Origin of the sequence: Natrinema limicola JCM 13563, from assembly GCF_000337475.1 — an archaeon.
Lineage (GTDB): Archaea > Halobacteriota > Halobacteria > Halobacteriales > Natrialbaceae > Natrinema > Natrinema limicola.
In genome coordinates, this window is the sequence record NZ_AOIT01000021.1 from 133,680 (window position 1) to 157,380 (window position 23,701).

General features: G+C 63.3%; 20 protein-coding genes and 3 pseudogenes. 12 read left to right on the plus strand and 11 right to left on the minus strand.

The window, feature by feature from the left end:
• The 3 genes from C476_RS04820 to C476_RS04830 all read left to right on the plus strand — a co-directional run bounded on the left by C476_RS04820 (window position 1) and on the right by C476_RS04830 (window position 2,799).
• Window positions 1-1,041, plus strand: coding sequence for a 50S ribosomal protein L10 (locus C476_RS04820; protein WP_008010407.1), 1,041 nt, complete (start codon window positions 1-3; stop codon window positions 1,039-1,041).
• 21 nt (window positions 1,042-1,062) lie between these two features.
• The gene (gene rpl12p, locus C476_RS04825; RefSeq protein WP_008010409.1) at window positions 1,063-1,407 is read left to right on the plus strand and encodes a 50S ribosomal protein P1; all 345 of its coding nucleotides are present in this window, start codon (window positions 1,063-1,065) and stop codon (window positions 1,405-1,407) included.
• A 153-nt stretch (window positions 1,408-1,560) separates the two neighbouring features.
• Window positions 1,561-2,799 (plus strand): tripartite tricarboxylate transporter permease, encoded by a 1,239-nt coding sequence (locus C476_RS04830; RefSeq protein WP_008010411.1) that lies wholly within the window; start codon window positions 1,561-1,563, stop codon window positions 2,797-2,799.
• On the opposite strand, the pseudogene C476_RS04835 reads toward C476_RS04830, so the two are convergent.
• A pseudogene (locus tag C476_RS04835) lies at window positions 2,782-3,620 on the minus strand (BtpA/SgcQ family protein). The gene C476_RS04830 and the pseudogene C476_RS04835 sit on opposite strands and share 18 nt — an antisense overlap.
• A 120-nt stretch (window positions 3,621-3,740) precedes the next feature.
• Here C476_RS04835 and C476_RS04840 point away from each other — a divergent pair.
• Entirely contained in the window at window positions 3,741-4,841 is a 1,101-nt protein-coding gene (locus C476_RS04840; RefSeq protein WP_008010414.1) for an NADH:flavin oxidoreductase/NADH oxidase, read from the plus strand.
• Window positions 4,842-5,006: 165 nt separating this feature from the next.
• On the opposite strand, the gene C476_RS04845 is transcribed toward C476_RS04840, so the two are convergent.
• Window positions 5,007-5,570 (minus strand): thioredoxin family protein, encoded by a 564-nt coding sequence (locus tag C476_RS04845; protein ID WP_008010416.1) that lies wholly within the window; start codon window positions 5,568-5,570, stop codon window positions 5,007-5,009.
• A 199-nt stretch (window positions 5,571-5,769) separates the two neighbouring features.
• Here C476_RS04845 and C476_RS04850 point away from each other — a divergent pair, with 199 nt between their 5' ends.
• Window positions 5,770-6,219, plus strand: a complete 450-nt coding sequence (locus C476_RS04850) for a pyridoxamine 5'-phosphate oxidase family protein (RefSeq protein ID WP_008010418.1) — start codon at window positions 5,770-5,772, stop codon at window positions 6,217-6,219.
• Between the two features lie 63 nt (window positions 6,220-6,282).
• Here C476_RS04850 and C476_RS04855 read toward each other — a convergent pair whose 3' ends face one another.
• On the minus strand, window positions 6,283-6,510 hold the full coding sequence (locus tag C476_RS04855; RefSeq protein ID WP_008010421.1) for a hypothetical protein: 228 nt from the start codon (window positions 6,508-6,510) through the stop codon (window positions 6,283-6,285).
• A 203-nt stretch (window positions 6,511-6,713) separates the two neighbouring features.
• Between C476_RS04855 and C476_RS04860 the strand changes: the two genes are divergently transcribed.
• The 4 genes from C476_RS04860 (at window position 6,714) to C476_RS04875 (ending at window position 11,294) form a co-directional block, all read left to right on the plus strand.
• A complete protein-coding gene (locus C476_RS04860; protein ID WP_008010423.1) occupies window positions 6,714-7,415 on the plus strand; it encodes a hypothetical protein in 702 nt (233 codons plus the stop codon).
• Window positions 7,416-7,543: 128 nt separating this feature from the next.
• Window positions 7,544-8,029: an Lrp/AsnC family transcriptional regulator gene (locus C476_RS04865; protein WP_008010425.1), complete on the plus strand. Its 486-nt coding sequence runs from the start codon at window positions 7,544-7,546 to the stop codon at window positions 8,027-8,029.
• A 2-nt stretch (window positions 8,030-8,031) separates the two neighbouring features.
• Complete coding sequence (locus C476_RS04870) at window positions 8,032-9,189, plus strand: pyridoxal phosphate-dependent aminotransferase (protein ID WP_008010427.1); 1,158 nt, start codon at window positions 8,032-8,034, stop codon at window positions 9,187-9,189.
• 242 nt (window positions 9,190-9,431) lie between these two features.
• The gene (locus tag C476_RS04875) at window positions 9,432-11,294 is read left to right on the plus strand and encodes a PAS domain-containing sensor histidine kinase (RefSeq protein ID WP_008010429.1); all 1,863 of its coding nucleotides are present in this window, start codon (window positions 9,432-9,434) and stop codon (window positions 11,292-11,294) included.
• A gap of 146 nt (window positions 11,295-11,440) precedes the next feature.
• Here the strand turns inward: C476_RS04875 and purL are convergent, their stop codons facing one another.
• Both purL and C476_RS04885 read right to left on the minus strand, forming a co-directional pair.
• The gene (gene purL, locus C476_RS04880; RefSeq protein ID WP_008010431.1) at window positions 11,441-13,597 is read right to left on the minus strand and encodes a phosphoribosylformylglycinamidine synthase subunit PurL; all 2,157 of its coding nucleotides are present in this window, start codon (window positions 13,595-13,597) and stop codon (window positions 11,441-11,443) included.
• Between the two features lie 162 nt (window positions 13,598-13,759).
• A complete protein-coding gene (locus C476_RS04885; protein ID WP_008010433.1) occupies window positions 13,760-14,308 on the minus strand; it encodes an OsmC family protein in 549 nt (182 codons plus the stop codon).
• Window positions 14,309-14,674: 366 nt separating this feature from the next.
• Here C476_RS04885 and C476_RS04890 point away from each other — a divergent pair, with 366 nt between their 5' ends.
• From C476_RS04890 to C476_RS04900, 3 genes are all read left to right on the plus strand, one after another.
• Window positions 14,675-15,190: an OsmC family protein gene (locus C476_RS04890; RefSeq protein ID WP_049911595.1), complete on the plus strand. Its 516-nt coding sequence runs from the start codon at window positions 14,675-14,677 to the stop codon at window positions 15,188-15,190.
• Between the two features lie 193 nt (window positions 15,191-15,383).
• Window positions 15,384-16,067 carry a PHP domain-containing protein gene (locus tag C476_RS04895; RefSeq protein ID WP_008010437.1) on the plus strand — a complete coding sequence of 228 codons (684 nt, stop codon included), beginning with the start codon at window positions 15,384-15,386 and terminating at the stop codon, window positions 16,065-16,067.
• The gene (locus C476_RS04900) at window positions 16,064-17,194 is read left to right on the plus strand and encodes an asparagine synthase C-terminal domain-containing protein (protein ID WP_008010439.1); all 1,131 of its coding nucleotides are present in this window, start codon (window positions 16,064-16,066) and stop codon (window positions 17,192-17,194) included. The genes C476_RS04895 and C476_RS04900 overlap by 4 nt, the downstream gene beginning before the upstream one ends.
• A gap of 96 nt (window positions 17,195-17,290) precedes the next feature.
• Here the strand turns inward: C476_RS04900 and C476_RS04905 are convergent.
• From C476_RS04905 to C476_RS04930, 6 genes and pseudogenes are all read right to left on the minus strand, one after another.
• A pseudogene (locus C476_RS04905) lies at window positions 17,291-17,616 on the minus strand (cupin domain-containing protein).
• Window positions 17,617-17,853: 237 nt separating this feature from the next.
• Window positions 17,854-18,945, minus strand: a complete 1,092-nt coding sequence (locus C476_RS04910) for an Mrp/NBP35 family ATP-binding protein (RefSeq protein WP_008010443.1) — start codon at window positions 18,943-18,945, stop codon at window positions 17,854-17,856.
• A gap of 295 nt (window positions 18,946-19,240) precedes the next feature.
• Entirely contained in the window at window positions 19,241-19,552 is a 312-nt protein-coding gene (locus C476_RS04915; RefSeq protein ID WP_008010444.1) for a hypothetical protein, read from the minus strand.
• Window positions 19,549-20,879, minus strand: a pseudogene (nrfD, locus tag C476_RS04920) (NrfD/PsrC family molybdoenzyme membrane anchor subunit). Before nrfD ends, C476_RS04915 begins: the two are co-directional and overlap by 4 nt.
• A complete protein-coding gene (locus C476_RS04925) occupies window positions 20,876-22,564 on the minus strand; it encodes a 4Fe-4S ferredoxin N-terminal domain-containing protein (protein ID WP_008010445.1) in 1,689 nt (562 codons plus the stop codon). Before C476_RS04925 ends, nrfD begins: the two are co-directional and overlap by 4 nt.
• Before the next feature lie 445 nt (window positions 22,565-23,009).
• Window positions 23,010-23,684 (minus strand): helix-turn-helix domain-containing protein, encoded by a 675-nt coding sequence (locus C476_RS04930; RefSeq protein ID WP_008010446.1) that lies wholly within the window; start codon window positions 23,682-23,684, stop codon window positions 23,010-23,012.
• Window positions 23,685-23,701: the final 17 nt, after the last annotated feature.

The window sequence follows — 23,701 nt, forward strand, 5'->3', positions numbered from 1 at the left end:
ATGAGCGCACAGGCTGAACGCAAAACCGAGAACCTTCCCCAGTGGAAGAAAGAGGAAGTCGACGAGCTCGCCGAGATCATCAGCGAGTACGAGAGCGTCGGCATCGTCGGCATCGCCGGCATTCCTTCGAAGCAGCTTCAGGACATGCGCCGCGACCTGCACGGCACCGCCGAGTTGCGCGTCAGCCGCAACACCCTGCAGACGCGTGCGCTCGAGGATGCCGGCCTCGACGACCTCGTCGAGCACATCGAGGGACAGGTCGGCATCGTCGGCACGAACGAGAACCCGTTCTCGCTGTACAAGGAGCTCGAGGCGTCGAAGACGCCCGCTCCGATCAACGAGGGCGAGGTCGCACCGAACGACATCGTGATCCCCGAAGGGGACACCGGTGTCGACCCGGGGCCGTTCGTTGGCGAACTCCAGAGCATCGGCGCGAACGCACGCATCGAAGAGGGTTCGATCCAGGTCATGGAGGACTCGACGGTCTTAGAGGCCGGCGAAGAAGTCTCTGCGGATCTGGCAAACGTCCTCAACGAGTTGGGTATCGAACCCAAGGAAGTCGGGCTCGACCTGCGCGCCGTCATCGCTGACGGTGTCCTGTTCGACCCCGCGGACCTCGACATCGACGTCGAAGCCTACCAGAGCGACGTGTCGACGGCCGCCGCTCGCGCTCAGAACCTCTCGATCAACGCGAGCTTCCCGACCGCGACGACCGCACCGACGCTCATCGCCAAGGCCACGGGCGAGGCCAAGAGCCTCGGCCTGCAGGCCGCGATCGAGGACGAAGCCCTCATGCCTGACCTCGTCAGCAAGGCCGACGCACAGCTGCGTGCGCTTGCGGCCCAGATCGACGACGAGGAGGCACTCCCTGAGGAGCTTCAGGACGTCGAGGCGGCCGCTCCGGCGGCAGCCGACGACGAGGACGAATCGGCAGACGACCAGACCGAAGACGACGCTGAGACCGAGGACGCCGACACCGACGATGACGACGACGAAGACGGCGGCGACGGCGCGGCCGGTCTCGGCGAAATGTTCGGATAACGACTCACGGAGGATACACCAATGGAATACGTATACGCTGCACTCATCCTGAACGAATCGGGCGAAGAGATCAACGAAGACAACCTCACGGACGTGCTCGACGCTGCCGGCGTCGACGTCGAAGAGTCCCGCGTCAAGGCGCTCGTCGCCGCGCTCGAGGACGTCGACATCGACGAGGCCGTCGAGGAAGCTGCTGCCGTCCCCGCTGGCGGAGCCGCCGCAGGCGGTGCCGCAGCCGCGGAAGGTGGCGACGAGGAAGGCGACGAAGAAGAGGCCAGCGACGTGCCGGACACGACGGACGAGGACGAAGACGAGGACGAGGACGAAGAGGCCAGCGGCGAGGGCCTCGGCGAACTCTTCGGATAACGTCTCCGTCGACCCGGTTTCGACGAGTTGCACACTCCGATTTTTTCTTGGACTCGAGGATGAGTGGCGACGCTACAGTAGAGCGGCGCCGACGGCTCGCGCTCTAACCGGTGAGCCGAGAATATATAAGTGAAAGCGCGGCCAGAGCCGCCAATGGCTGCCCCGGTCGAGGTCGTCGCCGAGCCCGCGCTGACGCTGCAGTTGCTCGCATGGATCCTCGCCGGCTCGTTGTGTGGGACCTGTAGCGGACTCGTTCCAGGACTTCATGCCAACAACTTCGCACTTCTGCTGGCGGGAATCGCACCGTCAGTCCCCGGCCCGCCGCTGTTTATCGGCTGTGCGATGCTGGCCGCTGGCGTCGTCCACACCTTCCTGAACGCCGTGCCGGCGATGGCACTCGGTGTCCCCGACGCGGAGATGGCCGTCACCGCGCTGCCGGGTCATCGATTGGTGCTCGAGGGGCGTGGCTACGAAGCGATCAGACTCTCTGCGCTCGGCAGTCTGCTTGCTGTCCTCGCCGCGGTGCCGCTTGCCGTTCCCGTAACCCGGGTCATAACGGCCGTCTACCCGACGATACAGGCACAGCTGTCACTTGTACTCGCGATGATCGTGACCGCGCTGGTCGCGTCGGAGCCGACGTGGCGACGCCGCCTTGGCGGCCTGCTTTCGTTCGGGCTGGCGACTGGACTCGGCGCGCTCACGCTGGATCTGTCACCAGCGGCCCCGCTCGAGGCCGGCGGCACCCTCGCGCCGCTGTTTGCTGGCCTCTTCGGGGCACCGGTGTTGATCGACGCGGTTCGTGGGAGTGGTCTTCCGAGTCAGGATGGCTCCGGGATCACGATGTCGCGCCGGCTCGTCGGGCTAACGGCGCTTGCCGGGACGCTCGCGGGTGCCGCAGTCGGCTATCTCCCCGGCATCACAGCAGCGATCGCGGCCGTTGCAGTGCTCGTCGTCGTCCCGGACGGAGCCACCGATCGAGGATATATCGTCGCGACCAGCGGCGTCGACACCGCAAACACGATTTTCGCGCTCTTTGCGCTGGTTGCCATCGGCCAGCCTCGGACCGGCGTGCTGGTCGCCGTCGACAGTCTGGGCGTGCCACTCGAGCTCCCGATCCTGCTTGCGGCCGTCGTGCTCGCGGGACTTGCCGGCTTCGCGCTCGTGCTCGTCGTTGGGGATGCCTACCTCGAGTTCGTCGGTCGACTTCCCTACTGGCAGCTGTCGGTAGCCGTTCTCGCACTGTTGCTCGTTCTTTCGTATCTGTTTACTGGCGTGGTGGGAATCGCGATCTTCCTCGCTGCGGCCACAGTCGGGATGGTACCGGTTCGACTGGGGGCCCGTCGCGTTCATTTGATGGGTGTCCTGATCGGCCCGCTACTGCTCGGACTCTGAGCTTCGAGCCGCAGCGACGAGGTCCGCGACGCGCTCGCTGGCGACCGGTGCAGTCGTCTCTCCGTCCGTTTTGAGCGCGGTTCCGACGATGACGCCGTCTGCACCCGCTGCGAGACAGTCGCCGACCGTGTCACTCGTCACACCGCTGCCGACGAACACCGGGACCCGATCGTGACCGTGCGCTGCGAGTCCGTCGCCGACGCGTTCGATGTCCGCAAGCGGCGTTTCGACGCCGGTCCCCGGCCCGGAGACGATCACGCCGTCTGCCTTGCCGCGGTTGACCGTCTCGAGCGCTGCCCGGTCGATCGGTTGCTCGCCAACTGGCGTCGCGTGTTTGACGTGGACATCCGCAAAGATCGCGACGTCGGTTGCGAGCCGATCACGGAGCCGAAGCGTTTCGTGGGCGCGGCCCTCGAGGACCCCTTGGTCCGTCGCGGCGGTACCGACGTGGACGTTGACACGGACGAACGCGGCGTCAACGGCTGCGGCGATCGACAGCGCTGCCTCAGCGTCGTTGCGAAGCACGTTGATGCCGACCGGCACGTCGACGGCGTCGGTCAGGTCCGTCGCGATTGCCGTCATCTCGGCGACGACGTGTTTCGGCACGTCATCCGGATAGAACGGTGCATCGCCGAAGTTCTCGAGGATGAGCCCGTCGATTCCGCTATCTGCGAGTCGGCGTGCGTCCTCGAGCGCACGGGCTCGGACGGCATCGCGGTCGCCGTCGAATCCCGGTGCGCCGGGCAGCGCCGGAGGTGAACCATGCCGACGACGGGCTGGTCGGTATCGAAGCGCTCGAGCAGTGCTGTCCGCGTGGGCATACCAGTGCTGAGAGCGCGAACGGGATAACGTGCTGTGGTGGCGAGAACGATATGGGTTCGAGCCGGCAATCTCCTCCCCCACCACGGCTGTTTTCTCTCCGCCGTGGCTATCTCTCTCCGATGGCCGACTTGCTCTCCACGTTATCGCTGCGCGAAACGGAGATCCCGAATCGTATCGCCGTCTCTCCGATGTGCCAGTACTCCTGTAAGTCCGATGGGCTGGCGACCGACTGGCATCAGGTTCATCTCGGGAGCCGCGCCGTCGGCGGTGCAGGCATCGTCATGACCGAGGCAACGGCAGTCGAACCACGCGGTCGCATCACGCCCTACGATCTCGGGATCTGGAGCGACGAGCACGCGGCAGCGCTCGAGCCGATCACCGAGTTCATCCGCGATCAGGGGTCCGTGCCGGGGATCCAACTCGCCCACGCAGGTCACAAGGCGAGCAAAACGCGGCCGTGGGAGGGTAACGTGCCGAAACAGCCCGACGAAGGTGGGTGGGAAGTGCTCTCGCCGTCGCCGAGTGCCTATCCACCGTTCGATGGCGACCGGCCGGCACTGTGCAAGGCCGACGCGGACGATATTCAGGGCGTGATCGACGCCTACCGTGCCGCGTCCGAACGGTCGCTCGAGGCTGGCTTCGAGATCGCCGAGGTTCATGCAGCTCACGGCTACTTGCTCCACGAGTTCCTCTCGCCGGTCACGAACCGCCGGACGGACAACTACGGCGGCAGCTTCGAGAACCGCACCCGACTGCTCCGCGAAGTCGTCACCGCAGTCCGTGATGTCTGGCCGGCCGAGAAGCCGCTTTTCGTCCGCATTTCCGGCACCGACTGGCTCGAGGTCCGCGAGTCGTGGAATATCGAACAGTCCATGCGGCTGGCCGACGATCTCGCCCGCCTCGGCGTCGATCTGATCGACGTCAGCTCGGGCGGACTTCACCCCGAACAGGAGGCTCCTGGCGGTCCGAACTTCCAGGTGCCACTGGCTGAACGCGTCCGCAGGGGGACCGACGTCGCCGTCGGCGCGGTCGGCGGCATCACCGAGCCCCAACAGGCCGACGCGCTGGTTCGCAACGGTCGCGCAGATATCGTGCTCGTCGGACGGGAGTTCCTGCGCGATCCGTACTTCGGACTCCGTGCTGTCGGCGATCTCGAGCGAGACCCGGACGACATCGCAGAACAGTGGCCGGTTCAGTACCGGCGAGCCGTCAACAAATAGCTCGGAACTCGCTTGCCGTCGTCTAGCGCTACAACGGTCCTCCCGGCAGGACATCTGTCGAGACGGTCAGTGACTGAGACGGGCTGCTGTCCCGCTGTCCCGGTGGGACCACACTGCTGGTCGCTGCCGGCCGGCACTGACTGACAGGAGTCCGTCTGCTGTCCTCTAGTCGTCTTTCCACTTGATCGAACAGCCCTGTGACGGCTGCCACTCGAGATCGACTTCCTCGCCGGCCAGTACAGCATCGATCGCCTCCCGAATGTGGAACCTGGTTGGCTCGTCGTCGGGGTTCAGCGCGTCGTCGAGGCGCCCATGATAGACCAGCCGGAACTCGCCGTCCGACCGGGCAAAGAGGAACGGATCCGGCGTGCAGACCGCACCGTACGCTCGAGCGACATCCTGACTCTCGTCACGGAGATAGGCGTCGTAGTCGATTGTTCCGTCGTCGACGTACGTTTGCATCGCCTCGAACGAGTCGTCGGGATATTCCTCGGCATCGTTGGAGTTGATTCCGACGACCGCAACGTCGTCGTACTCCGCCGAGAGGTCATTCAGCAGGTCGAACTTCGCCTGTGCGTACGGACAGTGATTACACGTAAAGACGACCAACAGTGCCTCGTTGTCGACAAACGACTCGTGCGAGTAGCGGTTCCCGTCGACACCCTCGAGTTCGAAGTCTGGCGCGGTGTCACCGGCCTCGAGTTCGGAGTCGGATTCCATCAGTACCATGCCAGATCGTTCGGGTCGTTCGTTCTTAACGCTCCCGCTCAGGTTGGCTGGCTCGAGCAACTAGTCGGTGACGGGGACACGTGACTGGCTGCTCACTGATCGGGGCCGTCGTCTGGTTGGCAGCCAGATCGACAGCCTGTGCTGACTGTCTGGCACGTCGTGACAACCTCTTTTCTTCGCTCGGATCGTCAACCGGGATATGCAAGGGTTGCGCTGGCTCCAGATGAGCGACGACGAGATCGCAGACTTCCTCGGTCGTGGTGGGACAGGCGTCCTTTCGTTTGCCCCCGAGTCAGACGAGCCGCCGGTTTCGATACCGGTGTCCTACGGCTATAACGCGGATGAGAAACGGTTGTACTATCAGCTGTCGACGCCCGAAGACAGCCGGAAGAGCGATCTCATCGACCAGCCCGTCTCGTTCGTCGTCTACGGCAGATCCGACGGCAAGTGGGAAAGCGTCATCGCGACGGGCACGCTCGACGATATCGAGGAGAAACCGTACGAATCCAGTGCGGTACAGGGGATGTGGGCGATTCAGATCCCGCACGTCGACATCTTCGAACGGCCGCGTGACGAGGTCACGTTCCACTTTTTCAGCCTCGATCCCGACACGCTGACGGGACGGAAAGAGGTTCCATCTCGGTCCTGATCGATCCGCGACAGCTCCCCACCCGTAACTCGACGCAGTAGCCGACGAGTCGGCAGACCGGTGTTAGCCGAACAGTTCAGCGATCGAGAGCAGGACGCTTGGAACGACGAGCAAGGCGATCCCACCGACGATCAGGACGAGCGGCAAGACGAGTATCCCCATGTCGGTCAGCAACCAAAGTCCAAGGCCAGCCAGCACCGCAACCAATCCGACCAGCCGAAGCAGCCAGACGAATACACCTTCGAGCTCCGAATCGGCGACGAGATCGACGAGTTCGAGCACATCGTCCATAGCCGACCAAATATGTCAACCCACAGTACTTGAATCCAGTGCTCGACCATTCTGGTCCGTGTCAACGCAGCTATCGTCTCGAGACCGATCTACAGGCTGAGTAGGGCGAGTGCCTCGGGGCTTGTCCCCGAGGTACTTCACTGCCGCTGAATCACTGGATGCGACGACTTACATATTTGTACCTTCAGGATCATCGACGGGGTATGAAGACACTCGAGGTCACCGACGAACAGTACGCCTGCATTCAGCACCTCCGAGAGGAGATCTCCGAATCCGTCGTCGGCAAGTACGGCTTCGTCCGCGAACGCGACGCCGTCCAGTTCCTGATCGACAATCTCGATGGCGAGATCGAACTCGACGCCGACGAGTTCGACTCCTCGGCGACCGACGACGTCGCGGCCTCCGTCGGCGCTGCCATCGAGGGCGACGACGATCCCCACGAACTCGAGGAAGTCTCCTACATCGAAGACGAGGCGACGACGGGCGACGAGCGACTGGACGACGACGACGCCGACCGCGAGCCCGAGGTGACTGACGCGGCGGCGACCGACGACGAACCCGCAGCGGACGACTCGGAGACGGACGACGGGAACGACGAATCCGGTCTTGGGTCGGACGCAGCCGACGGAATCGAGACGAATGTCGACGAAGGCGCGACGACGGACAGCACTGATGATGGCACTGATGCGATCGGCTCGACCAACGATGGCAGCGACGGGGATGGATCGGCCGACGACGACGATATGTTAAACGAGATGATGAGCCTGCTCGAGACCCACGACGACAAGTGGCATGAATCGAGTTCGGCGGACTACCGGTACGCCGTCGACCTCCCCGACGGTTCGACCGAACAGGTCCAGACGAAAGACGACGTGCGGGCGTTGCTGTTCAAGAATTATCGCTAAACCCCGACTACGAGTACTGCACGGTCTTCGTCTCATCCGGGCAGTCACGCGGGAACGCAGCCTGTCGTCGGTGCGCCGAACGCGACAAGAACGTTAGACCTTTACTCGCGCTCGCGCTTCGAAGGGATATGAGCGAACGCGAGGTGCTCGAGTTGCTTCGTGAGAACGCGCGATACTCGGCGGCCGATATCGCGCGAATGACCGACCTCGAGGAAGCCGAGGTCGAGGCAGCCATCGAGGAACTCGAGGCAGCAGGTCTGGTACGTGGCTACCAGGCGGTCGTCGACTGGGATCGGCTCGAGGACGAGCGCGTCCGCGCCGAGGTCGAGTTGAACGTTCGTCTCGACCGCGAGACGGGCTACGACGACATCGCAGAGCGCCTCGCACGGTTCCCGCAGGTCACGGCCTTGCGGCTGGTTAGCGGTGACTACGACTTCGATATGGAAGTCGAAGGCGACTCCATCCGCGAGGTTTCCCAATTCATCAGCGAGAAGGTCGCGCCCGTCCCCGAGATCACCCAGACGGTCACCCACTACGTGATGACCTCTTACAAGGAAAACGGGATCGAACTCGGCGACGGTGAGGACGACGACCGCCTCTCCTATTCACCCTGACAATGACGTTCGAACTGTCAGACCGCGTGCAGGCGGTCCCACCGTCGGGCATCCGCCGGTTTTTCGAAATCGCCGAGGAACGCGACGATGTCATCTCGCTTGGCGTCGGCGAACCCGACTTCGCGACGCCATGGGCGGCCCGAGACGCCGCGATCACGTCCTTAGAGCAGGGCAAGACCTCGTATACGGCAAATCGTGGCAAGCGAGAACTCCGGGAGGCGATCGCCGACTACGTCGCCGACCGGTTCGAGCTGGGCTACGACCCCGACGAGGAAATCATTGTCACCGCCGGCGCGAGCGAGGCCGTCGATCTGGCCTTCCGGGCGTTCGTCAACCCCGGCGATACGGTCGCGATCGCCCAGCCGGCGTACATCTCCTACGAGCCCGGCGTGATCTTCGCCGGCGGCGAGGTGTTGCCGGTCCCAACCAAGGAGGAAGACGACTTCCGGCTTACCGTCGAGGGCCTCGAGGAGGCCGGTGCGGACGACGCCGACGTGCTCGTCCTCTGTTATCCCAACAACCCGACGGGGGCGATCATGCCCGAAGAGGACTTAGAGCCGATCGCCGAGTTCGCCCGGGAGCACGACCTGACGGTCTTTTCCGACGAGATCTACGCCGAACTCACCTACGACGGCGAACACACATCGATCGCAAGCCTCGAGGGGATGCGCGAGCGGACTATCGTCTTCAACGGCTTCTCGAAGGCCCACGCGATGACCGGTCTCCGGCTCGGCTACGCGCTTGGGCCCGCAGACGCCATCGGTGCGATGAACAAGATCCACCAGTACACGATGCTCTCGGCTCCGACGACGGCCCAGTACGCCGCGCTCGAGGCGCTCGACTCCTGTGATGACGACGTCGCGGAGATGGTCGAGGAATACGACCGCCGCCGGCGGTTCGTCCTCTCGCGGTTTCGCGAGATCGGGATGGACGTCTTCGAGGCTAAGGGCGCGTTCTATTGTTTCCCCGAGGTGCCCGAGGGCTTTACCGCCGAGGAGTTCGCCGAGGAAGTCCTGCGCGAGCAGGGCGTTGCAGTCGTCCCTGGCGACGTCTTCGGCGACGTCGGCGAAGGCCACCTGCGCGTCTCCTATGCAACCGGCTTAGAAGACCTCCGGAAGGCGCTGAATCGGATCGAAGCGTTCGTCGCGGATCACGCCTGACTCGCGCTCGAGCGTCGGTCTCTGGTATCGAACGAGAGTCTCGATCGGCGACGTCGATGAGGTGCAACCCGAGTGACAGACACTGTTGGACACTCCCCACAGCGCCGCTCAGTCACGACACTCAAATAGGGGTTTCACAAACAATGGGCTGACTGTCCGCCGATGATGGGAGCGACTGTGAGTGGTGTGTGCCTCGAGCGCGCGAGTGAGACGAGCCGATCGGCCTGCGGAGGGACAGCGTCGTGACGACGCGCTCCATTCCGATCGTCGATCGCGTCACCGACGCCTTCTTTGCGCTCGACACTGGCTTTCGGTTTACCTACCTCAACGAGCGGGCCGAGACGCTGCTGAAACGCTCCCGCGAGGAGCTGATCGGCCGGGTTATGTGGGACGAGTTCCCCCAGACTGTCGAGACGCAGTTCCCCGACGGGTTCCACCGCGCGATGGACGAGCAGGTGCCGGTCTCGTTTGAGATCTATCACACACACCTCGAGACGTGGTTCGAGGCCCGCGCTTACCCCTCGGAAACCGGGCTCTCGGTCTACATGCGCGACGTCAGCGAGCGCAAAGCCCAGGAGACGACGCTGGCCCAACACGCCGCGGTCGTCGAGGCGATCCGCGATGCCGTCGTCACGCTGGATCGCAACCGCGAGATCGTCACCGTCAACGGCGCGACCGAGTCGGTCATCGGCGCGGACCGGTCGCAACTCGTCGGCGAACACGTCGAGACGCTGACCGAGCTGGCGGGCATCGACGACGACGATGCCGTCGAGATCGGGCGGGCGATCACCGACATCGACATCGGCACCGCCGAGCGTCGCCAACTCGACCTTCCGTATATCGGCCCGGACGGCGACGACCGGATGGGCGAGTTCCGATTCGTCCCCATCGAGGACCACGCGGCGACTGTCGCCGCTATCATCCGAGATATTACCGATCAACACGAGTACGATCGCGTCGTCACGTCGCTTCACGAGGTGACCCGGTGGCTCCTCGGGTCCGACGACCCCGAGGAGATCTGTGCGATCGCCGTCCACTCGGGCAGCGACTTGCTCGATTTACCCATCAGCGGCATCTGGTTGCTCGATCAGGAACACGGCTATCTCGAGCCGGTCGCCGGCACCGCCGGTGCCCACGACGAGTTCGGCGGCCTGCCGCGGTTCAACCCCGGCGAGGGTCTCGTCTGGGACGTCTTCGAGGCCGGTGCCGTCGAACTATTCGACGACCTCTCAGAGACTGACGACCTCTACAATCCCGAGACACCGCTTCGCTCGGAGATCATCGCGCCTATCGGTACCCACGGCGTGCTCATGACCGGCTCGTTCGATCCTCACCGCTTCGACGAGACCGACGTCGACCTCGTCTCGACGCTCGTCGAGAACACGCGCGCCGCCCTCGATCGGGCCGACAGAGAACGAGTCCTCAGAGATCGAACCGCCGAACTCGAGCGCCAGACCGAGCGTCTCGAAGCTGTCGCGGACATCCTCTCGAACGACTTGCAGCGCCAACTCGAAGCGGTCGCCGACGCACTCGAGGACGACGACATCGATGAGTGGGAGTTCCCGCTGGCAGAAAATACCGTCGAGACCACGCTCGACCGGGCCGAACGCCTCGTCGACGACGTCCGCGAGTTCGCCCGGAACGCCACGGCCGTCGGCACCCGGAGCCGCCTCCATCTCGAATCGGCGATCGCCGATGCTGTCACCGACTCTCAGATCGACGAGAACGCACTCGTCGTCGACGCGACGGCCACGCTCCGGGCCGATCCCGACCGATTCGTTCGCCTCCTCGAGACGGCCTTCGACAGTGCCGCCGCGCGAGCCGACGACGACGTGACGATCCAGATCGGACTCGTCGGGTTCGACGACGACGGAACGCGCGGCTTTTTCATGTGCGACGATGCTGCTGAAATCCCGCCAACTGCACACGATCGGGTACTCGATCCGACCGCTGACGACGACACTGCGATCGACGGACTCGGCCTCGCGCTCGTCCGTGCCATCGCCGAAGCCCACGACTGGACGTGTACCGTCACCAGTGGCGAAAACGGCGGCACGCGAGTCGAAATTCGAGATATCACGACCCTCGAGCGACGGCTCTCGTAAGCCTCCGCGTCGACGAGAGAATCGCGGACGACGTCGACGTCGGACTCGTCATCGAGCGCTCTCCGGTACTGGTCGTTCGGTGGTCGAATCGATCCAATAAATATCAAATAACCACCGATAGTGGAATCGACCCGTCGATCCGGCCGTTACTCGAGTTCGCGTTCGATCGTCGCGCGTCGCTCGCTGATCTCGCTTGCGTCAGTCTCGATCGTCCGATCGCCGACATCGATCGTGAGTTGCCCGTCGTCGGTCGCGGAGCCGAGTTCGACGACCGGTGCGACGCCGTCGAACGCCTCGCGGACCGCCTCGACCGACTCGGTCTGGATCAGTGCGCGACCGGGCTGTTCGTGGAAGAGTTCGCCAGCGGGATCGTCACCGGGAAGCGACACCTCGAGCCCGGCGTCGTCGGTGACCATCTCGGCGAGTGAAACAGCGAGGCCGCCATGGCTGATGTCGTGGACGGCCAGCGTCGTGTCGTCGTCTGCGACGGCCGCCAGCGTCTCGACGAGGCTGGTGGGGTCGTCGGGCAGTTTGGGGAACCGGTCGCTGCCGTCGAACTGCGCGAGATACTCGGAGCCGCCCAGCCGAACGTCGCCGGCCTCGAGTCCGAGGTCACCGACGAGTACGAGCTTGCCGTCGGTTTCGACCGATAGCGGCGGCGCGTCGTAGCCGTCTTTGGCACCGACCATCGCCAGTGTCGGCGTCGGCGGGATCGGTCCCGCGACGGAGTCGTTATAGAGCGAGACGTTCCCGCCGACGACCGGCGTCGACAGCGTCTCACACATCTCGGCGAGACCGTCGACGATACCGGTGAAACCGCCGTAGACGTCGTCTTTCTCCGGGTTGCCACCGTTGAGACAGTCGACTGCAGCCAGCGGCGTCGCGCCCTTGGCCGCGATGTTCGTCGCGTTCTCGAGCGCGACCGCTCGGGCTCCCTCGTAAGGCGCGACGTCGGTCCAATTGGGTGCCGCGCCCGAAGAGATCGCGAGTCCCTGTTCGGCTTCCCGAACCGCGATAATAGCCGCGTCGTCGCCCGGTCCGACGCTCGTGCGGACGCCGACTTCGTGGTCGTACTGGCGGTAGACCCACCGCTTCGAGGCCGTGTTCGGACTCGCAACGACGGCGTCGAACGCCGACTCGAGGTCGGCGTCAGGCAGGTCGGTTTCGGGCTCGGCTGGCTCCTCAGTCGGGAGGTCGTTCATCGGCGCGCCTTCGCCGAGGAAGTAGGCGTCGACGTCGACGACCGTCTCGCCTTCGAACGTACAGACGTAGTTGCCGTCGGTAACCTCGCCGATGACCGAACAGCCGAGATCGAACTTCTCGGCAATCTCGCGCACGCGGTCGACGTTGTCGGGTTCGACCTCGTAGCACATCCGCTCCTGAGATTCGGCGAGCAGGATCTCCATGGCGTTCATGTTCGGCTCGCGCTGGTGGACGCGGTCGAGTTCGATCTGTGCGCCGAGGTCGGCTTTGGCGACCATTTCGCTCGAGGCACCACCGAGGCCGGCGGCACCGAGGTCGCGGGCCGATTCGATCAGGTTCTCGTCGACGAGCGCCTCGTTGGCCTCGATAAGCAACTTCTCGGCGTAAGGGTCGCCAACCTGCACTGCGGGGCGGTCTTCGGTTTCGGCGTCTTCGGCGAGGTCCTCGCTGGCGAAGCTCGCGCCGCCAAGGCCGTCACGGCCGGTGGCGTTGCCGACGAGGACGAGCTCGTTGCCCGGCTCTTGGGCCTCGGCGGTAACGAGTCGCTCCTCGTTGGTCAGCCCAACACAGGCGACGTTGACCAGCGGATTGCCCTCGTATTTGGGGTGGAAGTCGACGCTGCCGGCGACCGTGGGGACGCCGATACAGTTCCCGTAGTGGCTGATCCCCTCGACGACGCCCTCGAAGAGGTATTTCGAGTGGTCATCGTCGAACTCGCCGAAGTACAGCGAGTCCGCGAGCGCGATCGGGTACGCACCCATCGAGAGCGTGTCCCGGACGATGCCGCCGACGCCGGTTGCTGCGCCGTCGAACGGGTCGACGTAGGAGGGGTGGTTATGGCTCTCGATTCCCATCGTGATGTACGTGTCACTGGTCCCGTCTCCGTCGCCGCTGTCGGGGAGTGCAACGACTGCCGCGTCGTCGCCCGGTCCGATGACGACCTGGTCACCCTCGCTGTCGAACGCCGACAGCAGCGGTCGCGAGGAGCGGTACGCACAGTGCTCGCTCCAGAGGTTCTCGAACAGCGCCGCCTCCGCCCGGGTGGGCTCTCGGTCTAACTCGGAGACAACGAGTTCGCGGTCCGAATCGGCAAGACTCATTCATCTAGGTGATGAAAGTCGGCCGGTAAAGGGGTTTTCATATGCACGTTCGTGGATATTGATTTCGGTCGCTCGAGCGGTTGGCTCGCAGCCGAGCGATCGACGACAGGAAAACGAAGCAGGAGCTGACGATCCTCGACGGCTACGCACGTCGTGACGTCCTTATTCGAAATCGAGATCGAACTCGAGAGACACCTGATTCGTCACGTTGTCGTACAGCGGTGACGTCTCGAGGACTTCCTCGTGTAACGCCTCGAGTTCCTCGTCCGACGCGTCGGCGTCGATGTGGGTCGTGGCACGAATCTCTTCGTACCCTGCCCGAACGTCGTCGCTCAACCCGAGGAAGCCCCGCAGGTCGATGTCGCCCTCGAACTCGAAGTGCATATCGTCGATCTCGATGCCCTTCGCAGCGGCGTGTCCCGCGTAGGTCACGCTGAGACACGAGCCGATGGCTGCCAGGAGGTGTTCGACCGCGTTCGGGCCAGCCCGTTCGCCGAGCAACGCCGCTGGCTCGTCGCCGGTCACGGTGAACTCCGGCGACTCGATCGTTGTCCCGTCCTGTTCGAAGTCGCTAATGCGTGTCTCGCTGGCGAAGCCACCCGTCCACTCCGTCTCGGCACGGAACGTGAACGAGGCTTGCTCGGGCTCTGCCGAGACGCCTTCGATGAGCGACTCGAGTTCGTCGATGTCGAGTCCGTTTATACTGGTCATGAGTGAATTGTGCAATACTCAGTTGCCTGCGGACTGCGATAACCCTTTCGAAGTAGTCACAATATATGGTATCAGATTAGGAAGAACTAGCAATATTCATATCTACTTAACACCGACTGTTTTGCGTTTCTAGGTAAAGCCGCAGTCGATACTAGTTATCAAACCCTCTTAAAAGAACAGTACTGGCCGTAGTACGTTTGTTTTCGAGATCGATATTCTCAACAGTACGTCTCAGAACTGGCTGCACGTCGGGTATCGTTATCTCATCTCATTCGGAAATAATGTCTATTTCCGCCGGGTTTACAACTGGGCCAGCGCTACCTGGTATTGGATAGTATCTGCATGACTCTGAAGAACGGAATCGATATGGAGAAGTTTGAACAGCTCACCGCCGCTGCCGAGGACGATCCGGAAAACGCGGCATTCCGGTTTTTCGCAGAAACGGAGTGGACGGGCGACACGACGTGTGAAACAACCGTCAGTGAGATCGAGAAAGGGGACACGCTCGTCGACTCGCCCGAGTTCACCATGGAAGGCGCGTTGTTCGGCCATCGTGACGCGCCGAACGCACTCGAGCAGTTGCTGTCCTCGCTCGGAACCTGTCTGACGATTACCTACGCCGCCCACGGCGCAAAGCGAGATATCGAGATTTCCGAGATCCGCCTCGAGTTCGAAGGCTGTGCCGACATGCGCGGCCTCCTCGGGCTCGCCGACGATGTCCGCCCTGGCTTCGATCACATCGAGTGTACCGCACACATTGAATCGCCCGCGTCGACAGCCGAACTCGAAGAAATACAGGAGGCGGCACACGCGAGTTCGCCTATCCTCGATAACCTCGAGAACGAAGTGACGGTCGACATTCACCACGCAACAGCGGAGTAACGCGACGTCGCGTTCGATCCGTGCATACTCACTCTGGCCTCGACTTCGACTGATCGAACGCTCGCGTTCCGCTGTTGCCGTTCCGAGCCGCCTCAAGTTCACTCGTTTTCCGTCTCGACGTGCGGCCGTAATCGCGACTCGAGTCGCACAGCTAATCGAGGCGCTTTTGGTCAGGCCGCCTAAACGTACGTTCGTGCTGTCGGTCGAACTCCACACGCACTCGGCGCTGTCTTACGACGGCCGGGATCCGGTCGAACTCATCTTGGAGCAGGCCGAGGCGATCGGTCTCGATGCGATCGCAGTGACCGATCACGACGAGATCGACGCGAGTCTCGAGGCCGTCGAACGCGCCCCCGACTACGGCCTCGTCGGGATTCCAGGCATGGAGATCTCGAGCCAGGCGGGCCACGTGTTGGGACTGGGCCTCGAGGAAGCGGTGCCACCCGGTTTGTCCTTCGAGTCGACGCTCGAGGCGATTCACGACCAAGACGGGCTGGCGGTCATTCCCCACCCCTTTCAGGAGGCCCGCCACGGCGTCATGGCCCGCATCTCCCGCGAGCAACTCGCAACTGGCGATGCGATCGAGGTCTATAATTCGCGACTGTTTACCGGCCGAGCGAACCGACAGGCAGAACGCTACGCCCGATCACGAGGGCTGCCGATGACCGCTGGCAGCGACGCCCACATCAGCGAGATGGTCGGGCAAGCAGTCACCCGCGTCGACGCCACCGAACGCTCCGCCGAGGCGATCCTTGCAGCGATCGCAGACGGGCGGACGACCGTCGAAGGAAAGCGCACGCCCTGGCGGATCAGCGTCCAGCAGTTCGCCGGCGGCGTCACGAGACGACTGGGCCGCGTTTTGAACCTCCTCCGATGACCGAACCAACGATTCGCGGTGCCGATCCAGCGACCGTTCGCGGCGCACTCGCTGACGCCGAGTCACTCCCGGGAACGACCGGCTTCGCCGGCGAACTCGACGGCCAGCTCGTTCGTGACGTGCTCGGACGGGTACCCCTGTACGTCGACACCGACGTCTCGAGTGCAAACCCGGCGTGGGCATTCGAGCCAAGCGCACTCGAGAACCCGACGCTTTTTCCAGCCGGCGCTACCGCTCCCATCAGCGAGCCGCTGCCGAAGCCGGAATCACACTGGCGTCTTCCCGAACCGACGCCCGAATCGAACCACGAGGCCGCTATCGATGCCCTCGAGCGCGCCGTTCGGACGGCCAGCGAGACCGTTCGAGAGGACGATCGAGACATTGCCGTCGCCTTCTCCGGCGGGGTCGACTCGGCGCTGGTCGCCGAACTGCTCGACGCGCCGCTGTACGTCGTCGGCTTCCCAGACAGCCACGACGTCGCAGCCGCGCGGACGGCCGCCGGCGCGATGGGCCGCGACCTCACGGTCGTCGACCTCGAGCCCGCAGACCTCGAGCGGACCGTCCCCGAGGTCGCACGGGCGATTGGACGGACGAACGCGATGGACGTCCAGATCGCTCTACCGCTGTATCTGGTGGGCGAACGCGTCGCCGCCGACGGGTTTGACACGCTCGCAGTCGGACAGGGTGCCGACGAACTGTTCGGCGGCTACGAGAAGGTCGTCCGACTCGACCACCGAGTCGCAGCCGAGACGACTCGCGGAGCCGTCCGCGAAGGGATCAGAAGCCTCCCCGAGCAACTGCCACGCGACGTGCTGACGATCGAAGCGACGGGACTCGAGCCGGTCGCGCCGCTGCTGCACGACGCCGTCGTCGAGGCGGCGCTTCGCCTGCCGGACGAGTTGCTAGCCGACGAGGACGAACGAAAACGTGGCTTCCGACGCGTGGCGGCCCGCTATCTGCCTGCCGAGGTCGCCAACAGGGATAAAAAGGCCGTCCAGTACGGCAGCCTCGTCGCCCGCGAGCTCGATCGCCTCGCCCGTCAGGCCGGCTACAAGCGCCGAATGGACGATCACGTCACGAAATACGTCGCATCGCTGCTCGAGGACGGGGAGACGGCCGCCGAGTAAGGACGCGCTTCGTCTCGTACGGCTGGTGGACCGATTTACCAGTGCAACCGCAGTGCAGGTTGCGGTCCCACCGGCACTGACTGATAGGAGTCCGTCTCAGGACGGCATCGGGCAAAGACTCGCGGTAAAGACGACCGTCTCGTCAGTTTCGTTTCTCGCACCGTGGATGACGCCCGGTCGTGGTGGACGACCCCGGGCGCACCGATTTCCTCGCGCTCGTCGCCCTGGATGACTGTTACCGTCCCCTCGAGTACGTGAAAGACGTTCGTACTGTCACCGTGTTCGTGTGCCTCGAGTTCCGCGCCCGGCCCGAGCGCGAACGCTTTCACGAGCACGTCGTCGCTGACGACCAGTTCCGTACTTTCGACAGTGCCGTCGGTCGGCTCGAGGTCGGCGATCGCGTTGGCGTATTCGTCGCGCATATCGAGTCGATTCGACGGGCGAGCCTATAACGGCAAGGGAGAACTGCCGGTCAGAACGAGCCGTATGCGCTCATACGGGCTGCTATCACGGTGTCCCGGCGCACCTGCGACACCTCATCCGGGTGTGCCGAAACTGACTGGGAGACGTCCCGTCTCATACGGTCTGCTGTCAGTCATTTCCGGAGGGACTGCGAGCCGTCCTGCGGTCTCTCCGGTAAACAGTTACAGCAAACCGTATCAGTCTTCCGTCTCAGTCGGCAGCTTGTTCGCCGGTTCGTGCGTGACGTTTTCCGAGACCGTCCGGCGGTTGGCCTCGCCGACGCGGTCTGCGACTTCGCCGACCAGGTCCTCGAGATGACTCTGGATCTCGCTGTCGTCGTTTTTGACGAGTGCGCCCTGGCTGCCGTCGGCCCCGAAGTCGGGATGGATCGGGATCCGGCCCAGCAACGGCACGTCGTACTTGTCGACGATGGTGTCCGCCCCGCCGGTGCCGAACAGGCCGTGCTGGTCGCCACAGGACGGGCAGATGAAGGAACTCATGTTCTCGACGACGCCCAGGACGGGGGTGTCGTGTTTGTTGAACATCTGGATTCCCTTGCGGGTGTCGTCGAGTGCCATCTCCTGGGGCGTCGTGACGACGACGGCACCGGTGACGGGCATCGACTGCAGCAGGTTCAGCGTCGCGTCGCCGGTTCCCGGCGGCAGGTCGACGATCAGGTAGTCGAGTCGGCCCCACTCGACGCCCTCTAAGAACTTCATCATGAACTTGTTGACCATCGGGCCGCGAAGGATCGCGGGGTCGTCCTCGTTTTCCATCATCATGCCCATGCTGATGATGCGGACGCCGTCCGAGCGTGGCGGCACGATTTCCTCGTTGGGCGTGACGCCAGGGTCGCTCTCGGCCGGGAGGATCTGGGGAACGTTTGGCCCGTGAATGTCGGCGTCAAGAAGCCCGACCATCGCACCGCGTTTCTCGAGCCCGGCCGCGAGGTTGGCCGCGACCGTCGTCTTGCCGACCCCACCTTTGCCAGAGGAGACGGCGATGACGTTGCGAACGCGGGGGAGAACCTCGTCGTCGAAGCCGTGTTCCTCGTCGACGTGTGCTCGCAGGTCGGCCTCGAGACCGGCGTCTTCGATGACGTCGCGGATCTGGTTGCCAATCTCCATCTCGGAGGGCGCGTATGGCGCGTTAAACGCAAGCGAGATGCGAGCCGTCTCGTCGTCGATCGTGACGTCGTTGACCAGCCCAAGCGAGACGATGTCCTCGCCGATGTCCGGATCCTCGACCTGCTCGAGTTTGATTTCGAGCTCGTGTGCTGTGATGGTCATAGTGTCGATGTACTAGCCGTACGAAGGGCCCGGAACGGGATACGTGTGATGGTTCGAGCGTGGAGAACCGTATACGGAGTGGAGACTAGGAGCTAGTAACCGACCCCCTCCTTCGCTCGGGCTGATGCCCTCGCGTGGTGAGGCCGGCGGCTCCGCCTCGAAAGATGCTGATCGCACGACAGCTGTGCGAATAGTGTAGAAATCGTTTCAGGTAGTACTATAGCAGTCTCGATTGGGACTCTGACTGTGATCGCAAAAAACGAAATCGGTGTTCGGAATTCGATACGAACGTCGGTTACGGTGGGCCGACGCTGCTGATCGGCTCCGGCGGACCGCCATAGAAGACGACGCCGATCAGGACGGTCAGGATGAACATCCCGACCCACATCGAGGTCGTCAGGCCGACGAGATAGCCAACGCCGAGCAGCCCGGACGACGTGTCACGGGGCTTCCCGAGGAACCATGCTGCGAGCATGATGTAGACTGGGACCAGGATGATCGCGAAGATGACCCAGGTCCCCTCGTTGGGGAAGCCGGTGAAGCCGCCGGTGCCGTCGTAGCCGTGATACAGGAGTTCCGATGCGAATGTTGTCAGTGCTGGACTCATGCTTCCACCTCGGGTTCGGTCGCCTCGTCACTGTGTGCGTGGTCGCCACGCATGTGCTCGACCGCGTGGAGCTCGACCACTGGGACGAGCTTCGAGAGGTTGAGGAATAAAAGTGCCACCAGTCCGGCCGTCCCAGCGAGCGACGCCCACTCGATCAGGCTCGGGAAGTAGGTCCCGGGCGTGTTGGCGTAGATGTCGAACACCGGGTGCTTGAATCCTTCGACGACGAACAGGACCTTCTCGGTCAGTGTTCCCGTGAGAATGACCCCGCTGGCGAGGAGCGCTCGCTTCTTGCTGAACAGCGATGGACGGATCGCCTGCAGGAAGATGTACACGAGCGTACTGAAGATCAGGAACATCGCAGCCTGATAGAGCGGGTGAGCGAGCTTCGCTTCCGCCGAGACTGCCTTCGCGTTCGGTCCAAGGAAGACACCGTTGAGAACGAACTGGAGCTGGAACCAGAGGAACAGCAGGGTGAAGAACCCGAGCCACAGGAGCAGCCCACGGAAGATGTCGTCAGTGATGATGTGGTCCCAATCGTAGGCGCGACGGAACGCATACGAGATGATGGTCACACCGCCGATCGCCGACATCAGCGCGATGCTCAGGAACATCGGGCCCTGAATGCCGCCAGTCCAGGCGGGCATCGCCGGGAGCAGTGCGAACAGCCACGGGATAACGCCACCGTGGAGCAAGAGCTGTCTCTTATACACATCTCTGAGNTCAGAGATGTGTATAAGAGACAGGTGTAGCCAAGCGTCATGATCTTGTAGATCGGTTCGAAGCGGTCAGGGAGCTGGTCGCGCAGTCGGTTGACGTCGTATCGGAGCGTGAGCCCGAGATAGGTCGCCGACAGCACGAAGTAGGCCGTAATGACCGTCACGTCCCACACCAGCGGCGAGTTGTTGACCGTAATGTGGTAGTGACCGATGACGCTCGTGACCATCCGGTCCGGCCGGCCCATGTGGACCAGAATGTAGAAGCCGGCGGCCGAGAGGCCACCGATGGTCGTCATCTCCGCGAGTCGGGCGATCGGCATGTACCGATCCATCCCGAGCAGCCGGACAGCCGCCGAGAGGATGATCCCGCCGTGAGCGACACCGACCCACCAGATGAACGCGCCGATGTACAGCCCCCACGTCGAACCGCCACCGGAGCCCCAGTCACCGAGCCCGGTGACGACCAGCCCTTCCTGGAGCTGGTAGGCCCAGCCCGCGAGGAAGACCAGAAGGGCAAGAGTCGCGATACCGTACAGGACGAAGTACTTCTTCGTGAGCGTGTTGATCGGACGAAGAATGTCCGCTTCGGTTGGCTCCTTCGTGCTCATAGCGACACCCCGTCAATGTGACCGACGGTCTCGTCATCGAGTTTTTCCTGCCGCCTGTCGAGGAGCCCGGCGTCTTCGTACTTGGTCGGGCCTTCGACCTGGTAGGCGTTCGTCCCGGGTTCATCGCCGAGGTACGTGACGTTCGGGTTCGTCCCGATGTGGTCGAGCAGGTTGAACGAGCTCGGATTGCCCACGTACTGCTGGAGCTGGGCCTGCGCCTCCTGCTCGCTGCCGTCGGCGAGGCGCAGCGTCTCGAGGGCCTCCTCGCTCTCGAGGTCGACGTACCCTTCGATTGCGTCGAGGGACTCGAGAATGGTCCGTTCGTTCTGGAGCAGGGTGGTGTTCTTGTTGTCGCCAGGCTCGAGTCGCTCGCTGACGATGTCGATCGCTTTCATCATCGACAGCACCTCCTCGTCGAAGGTCCGGCTCTCGTTGGCCGCATCAAGGGCCTCGATCGCGGACTCGAGGTCGTCGCCCTCGCTGAGCGTTTCGTCGATCGTCTCCGGATCGGGAATGTATCGATTGCTGCTGATGTGGTCGCCGCTCAGGTGGGCGACAGCTCGGCTCTTGACCGGGTGCTCGCGGTGCTGGTACGGGTCGCTCTTTTCGTCGTTGACGTCCCCGAACTGGATCGCGTTCGGCGGACAGGCCGATTCACAGGCGGTCGTCCCGACCTGCTCGTCGCCCTGCTTGCCGTCCTGCATGGATGGACAGAACGTACACTTGCTCATGACACCACGCGGGGCACGACTGTCGACCCACCGCTCGCCGTGTTCGTACTCGGCATGCGTGATCTCGTCGGGGTCCTCGGGGTTCTCGAGGCCGTCGATGTCCTCGTATTCGACGCTGGGGTCCTCCCACTGGAAGTAGTTGACACCGTACGGGCAGGCAACCTGACAGTATCGGCAGCCGATACAGACGTCGTAGTCGGTCAACACGATCCCGTCCTTGTCGCGGGTGTGACGGGCCGTCGTCGGACAGACCTTCTCACAGGGAGCGTCCGTGCAGTGCTGGCACGGTCGTACGAGCATGTTGAAATCGCTCCCCATGTTGAAGTCGGTGTAAGCACCGGAGTCGACCAGTCCTTGCCCACCATCGGGAGAGGAGTGATTGCGGTCTTCCCAGGCCATGACGTACATCCAGTTGACGCCCTGGTCGAGGTCGTTCTCCTGCTGGCAGGCCGTCATGCAGGTCAGACAGCCGTCACAGCGTTCCAGGTCGATCGTCATGCCCCACTGGGTATCGGGGTGCTCGTGAGTCTCGGTGCCCCCACCGTGGCCACCTTCGGCGACGCTGGCCTCGGGACCGTCGTCGACGGTGCCCCACGCACCGACGCCGACGGCTGCCGCGCCGACACCCATTTTCTTCATCGCTTCACGACGGGTCTGCTCGCCGTCACCGTCGAACTTGTCGACCATCCGCGAGAACGTGCCCTTGGCCTCTTCCTGGGCCTTTTCGTAGGCCTCTTTCGTCGGGCGCTCGTCCTCGCCGAACTCCTCCATCACGTCGTCGTGATATTTCTCGTGGAATTCGGCCTCGGAAAGTTCGCCTTCGGTGACCCGCATCGCGTCACGGGCCATGTCCATACCGAGTTGACTATCGTACTCGGTATCATCGAGCATCGACTCGAGTTCGCCTTCCCACTCGTTTCCAAGTGGATGAAATGATTCGTCATCCGTACTCATCAGATCAGAACACCTCTGAATATGACACTGGTGTCACACCGACCGTACTCGACGGCATGCACTGGTGTCATGCCGAGAGTACTCGACGGCATGCACTTCAAATCGTTCATTTGTGGATCCTCATCCCTCGCTCACAACCCAACTTGGATGAAGTATAGAGCCGATTTTCAGCACGTGAGAATCGAGCCGACTATGTTCGTCTATATAAGTTAACGGCTGTCAACGTGGACCAGCGAGCGCGCTCGAGCGCGGCTGATAGTTTTCGTTACAACGTTCGTGGGTCGCTCTCAACGCGTCGACTCGACACCCGAGAAACGACAGTTCGGCACCAACTCGCCCGGAACACGGGTCGACGTGGCGGCTCGTTGAGCGTTCTTCCCCGGCGACAACTCTCGCAATGGGATCGATGTGTCTCGACGCAATGGCCGACGATACAGCGACTATCTCATGCGCTCGTCGGCCGATCCTCGAGCTCTACATGCTCGGCAACACCCGGAAGCGCTGCAACGAACTGCTTGATAATCGCTTCTTCGGCTCGGTGAAGCGTCTCGCTACACGTCGATTTGGCGATGTCGAGGTGGGCCGCGAGCTCGGTCAGCGAACAGCGCCGTGGGGTGTCGTAGTAGCCCGCGTCGATAGCAGCGACCACGACTTCGAGTTGTCGCTCCGAGAGAAGTTGCCGTTCCTGGAGTCGCTCACGGACGTCGTCGATCCGGTACTGGAACCCAAATCGCTCGAGTTGGTCAGCGAGTTCCGCCAGCCGCTCTCTGGAGCCGGTGACCTCGACGGTTGCCTCGCCATCGACGATTTCGATCGGGAGTTCGATCGGCACACCAGACTCTCGCGAGGACACCAACAGCAGTGGCGTCGTCGCCTCGAAGTGAACCGTCGCCTCGTGAATACCCTGTTGGGCGACCGTAAGTTCCGTGAGCTGTGGATGGTCGGCCATCGCCTCGATCACTGCCGAGACCGTCGGACCAGTGATCCGAACGAGGGCAAACCCGGATTCAGGCCCGGGAACGGCCGCGAGCACCCGAAAGGTCGACTCGGGGTAGGCCGTCGATAGCTCATGAATCCAGACTTCCTCGGGCATCGTGATCGTGAGTGTCGCGTGGGCCATACGAGCGCGTTCAGTGT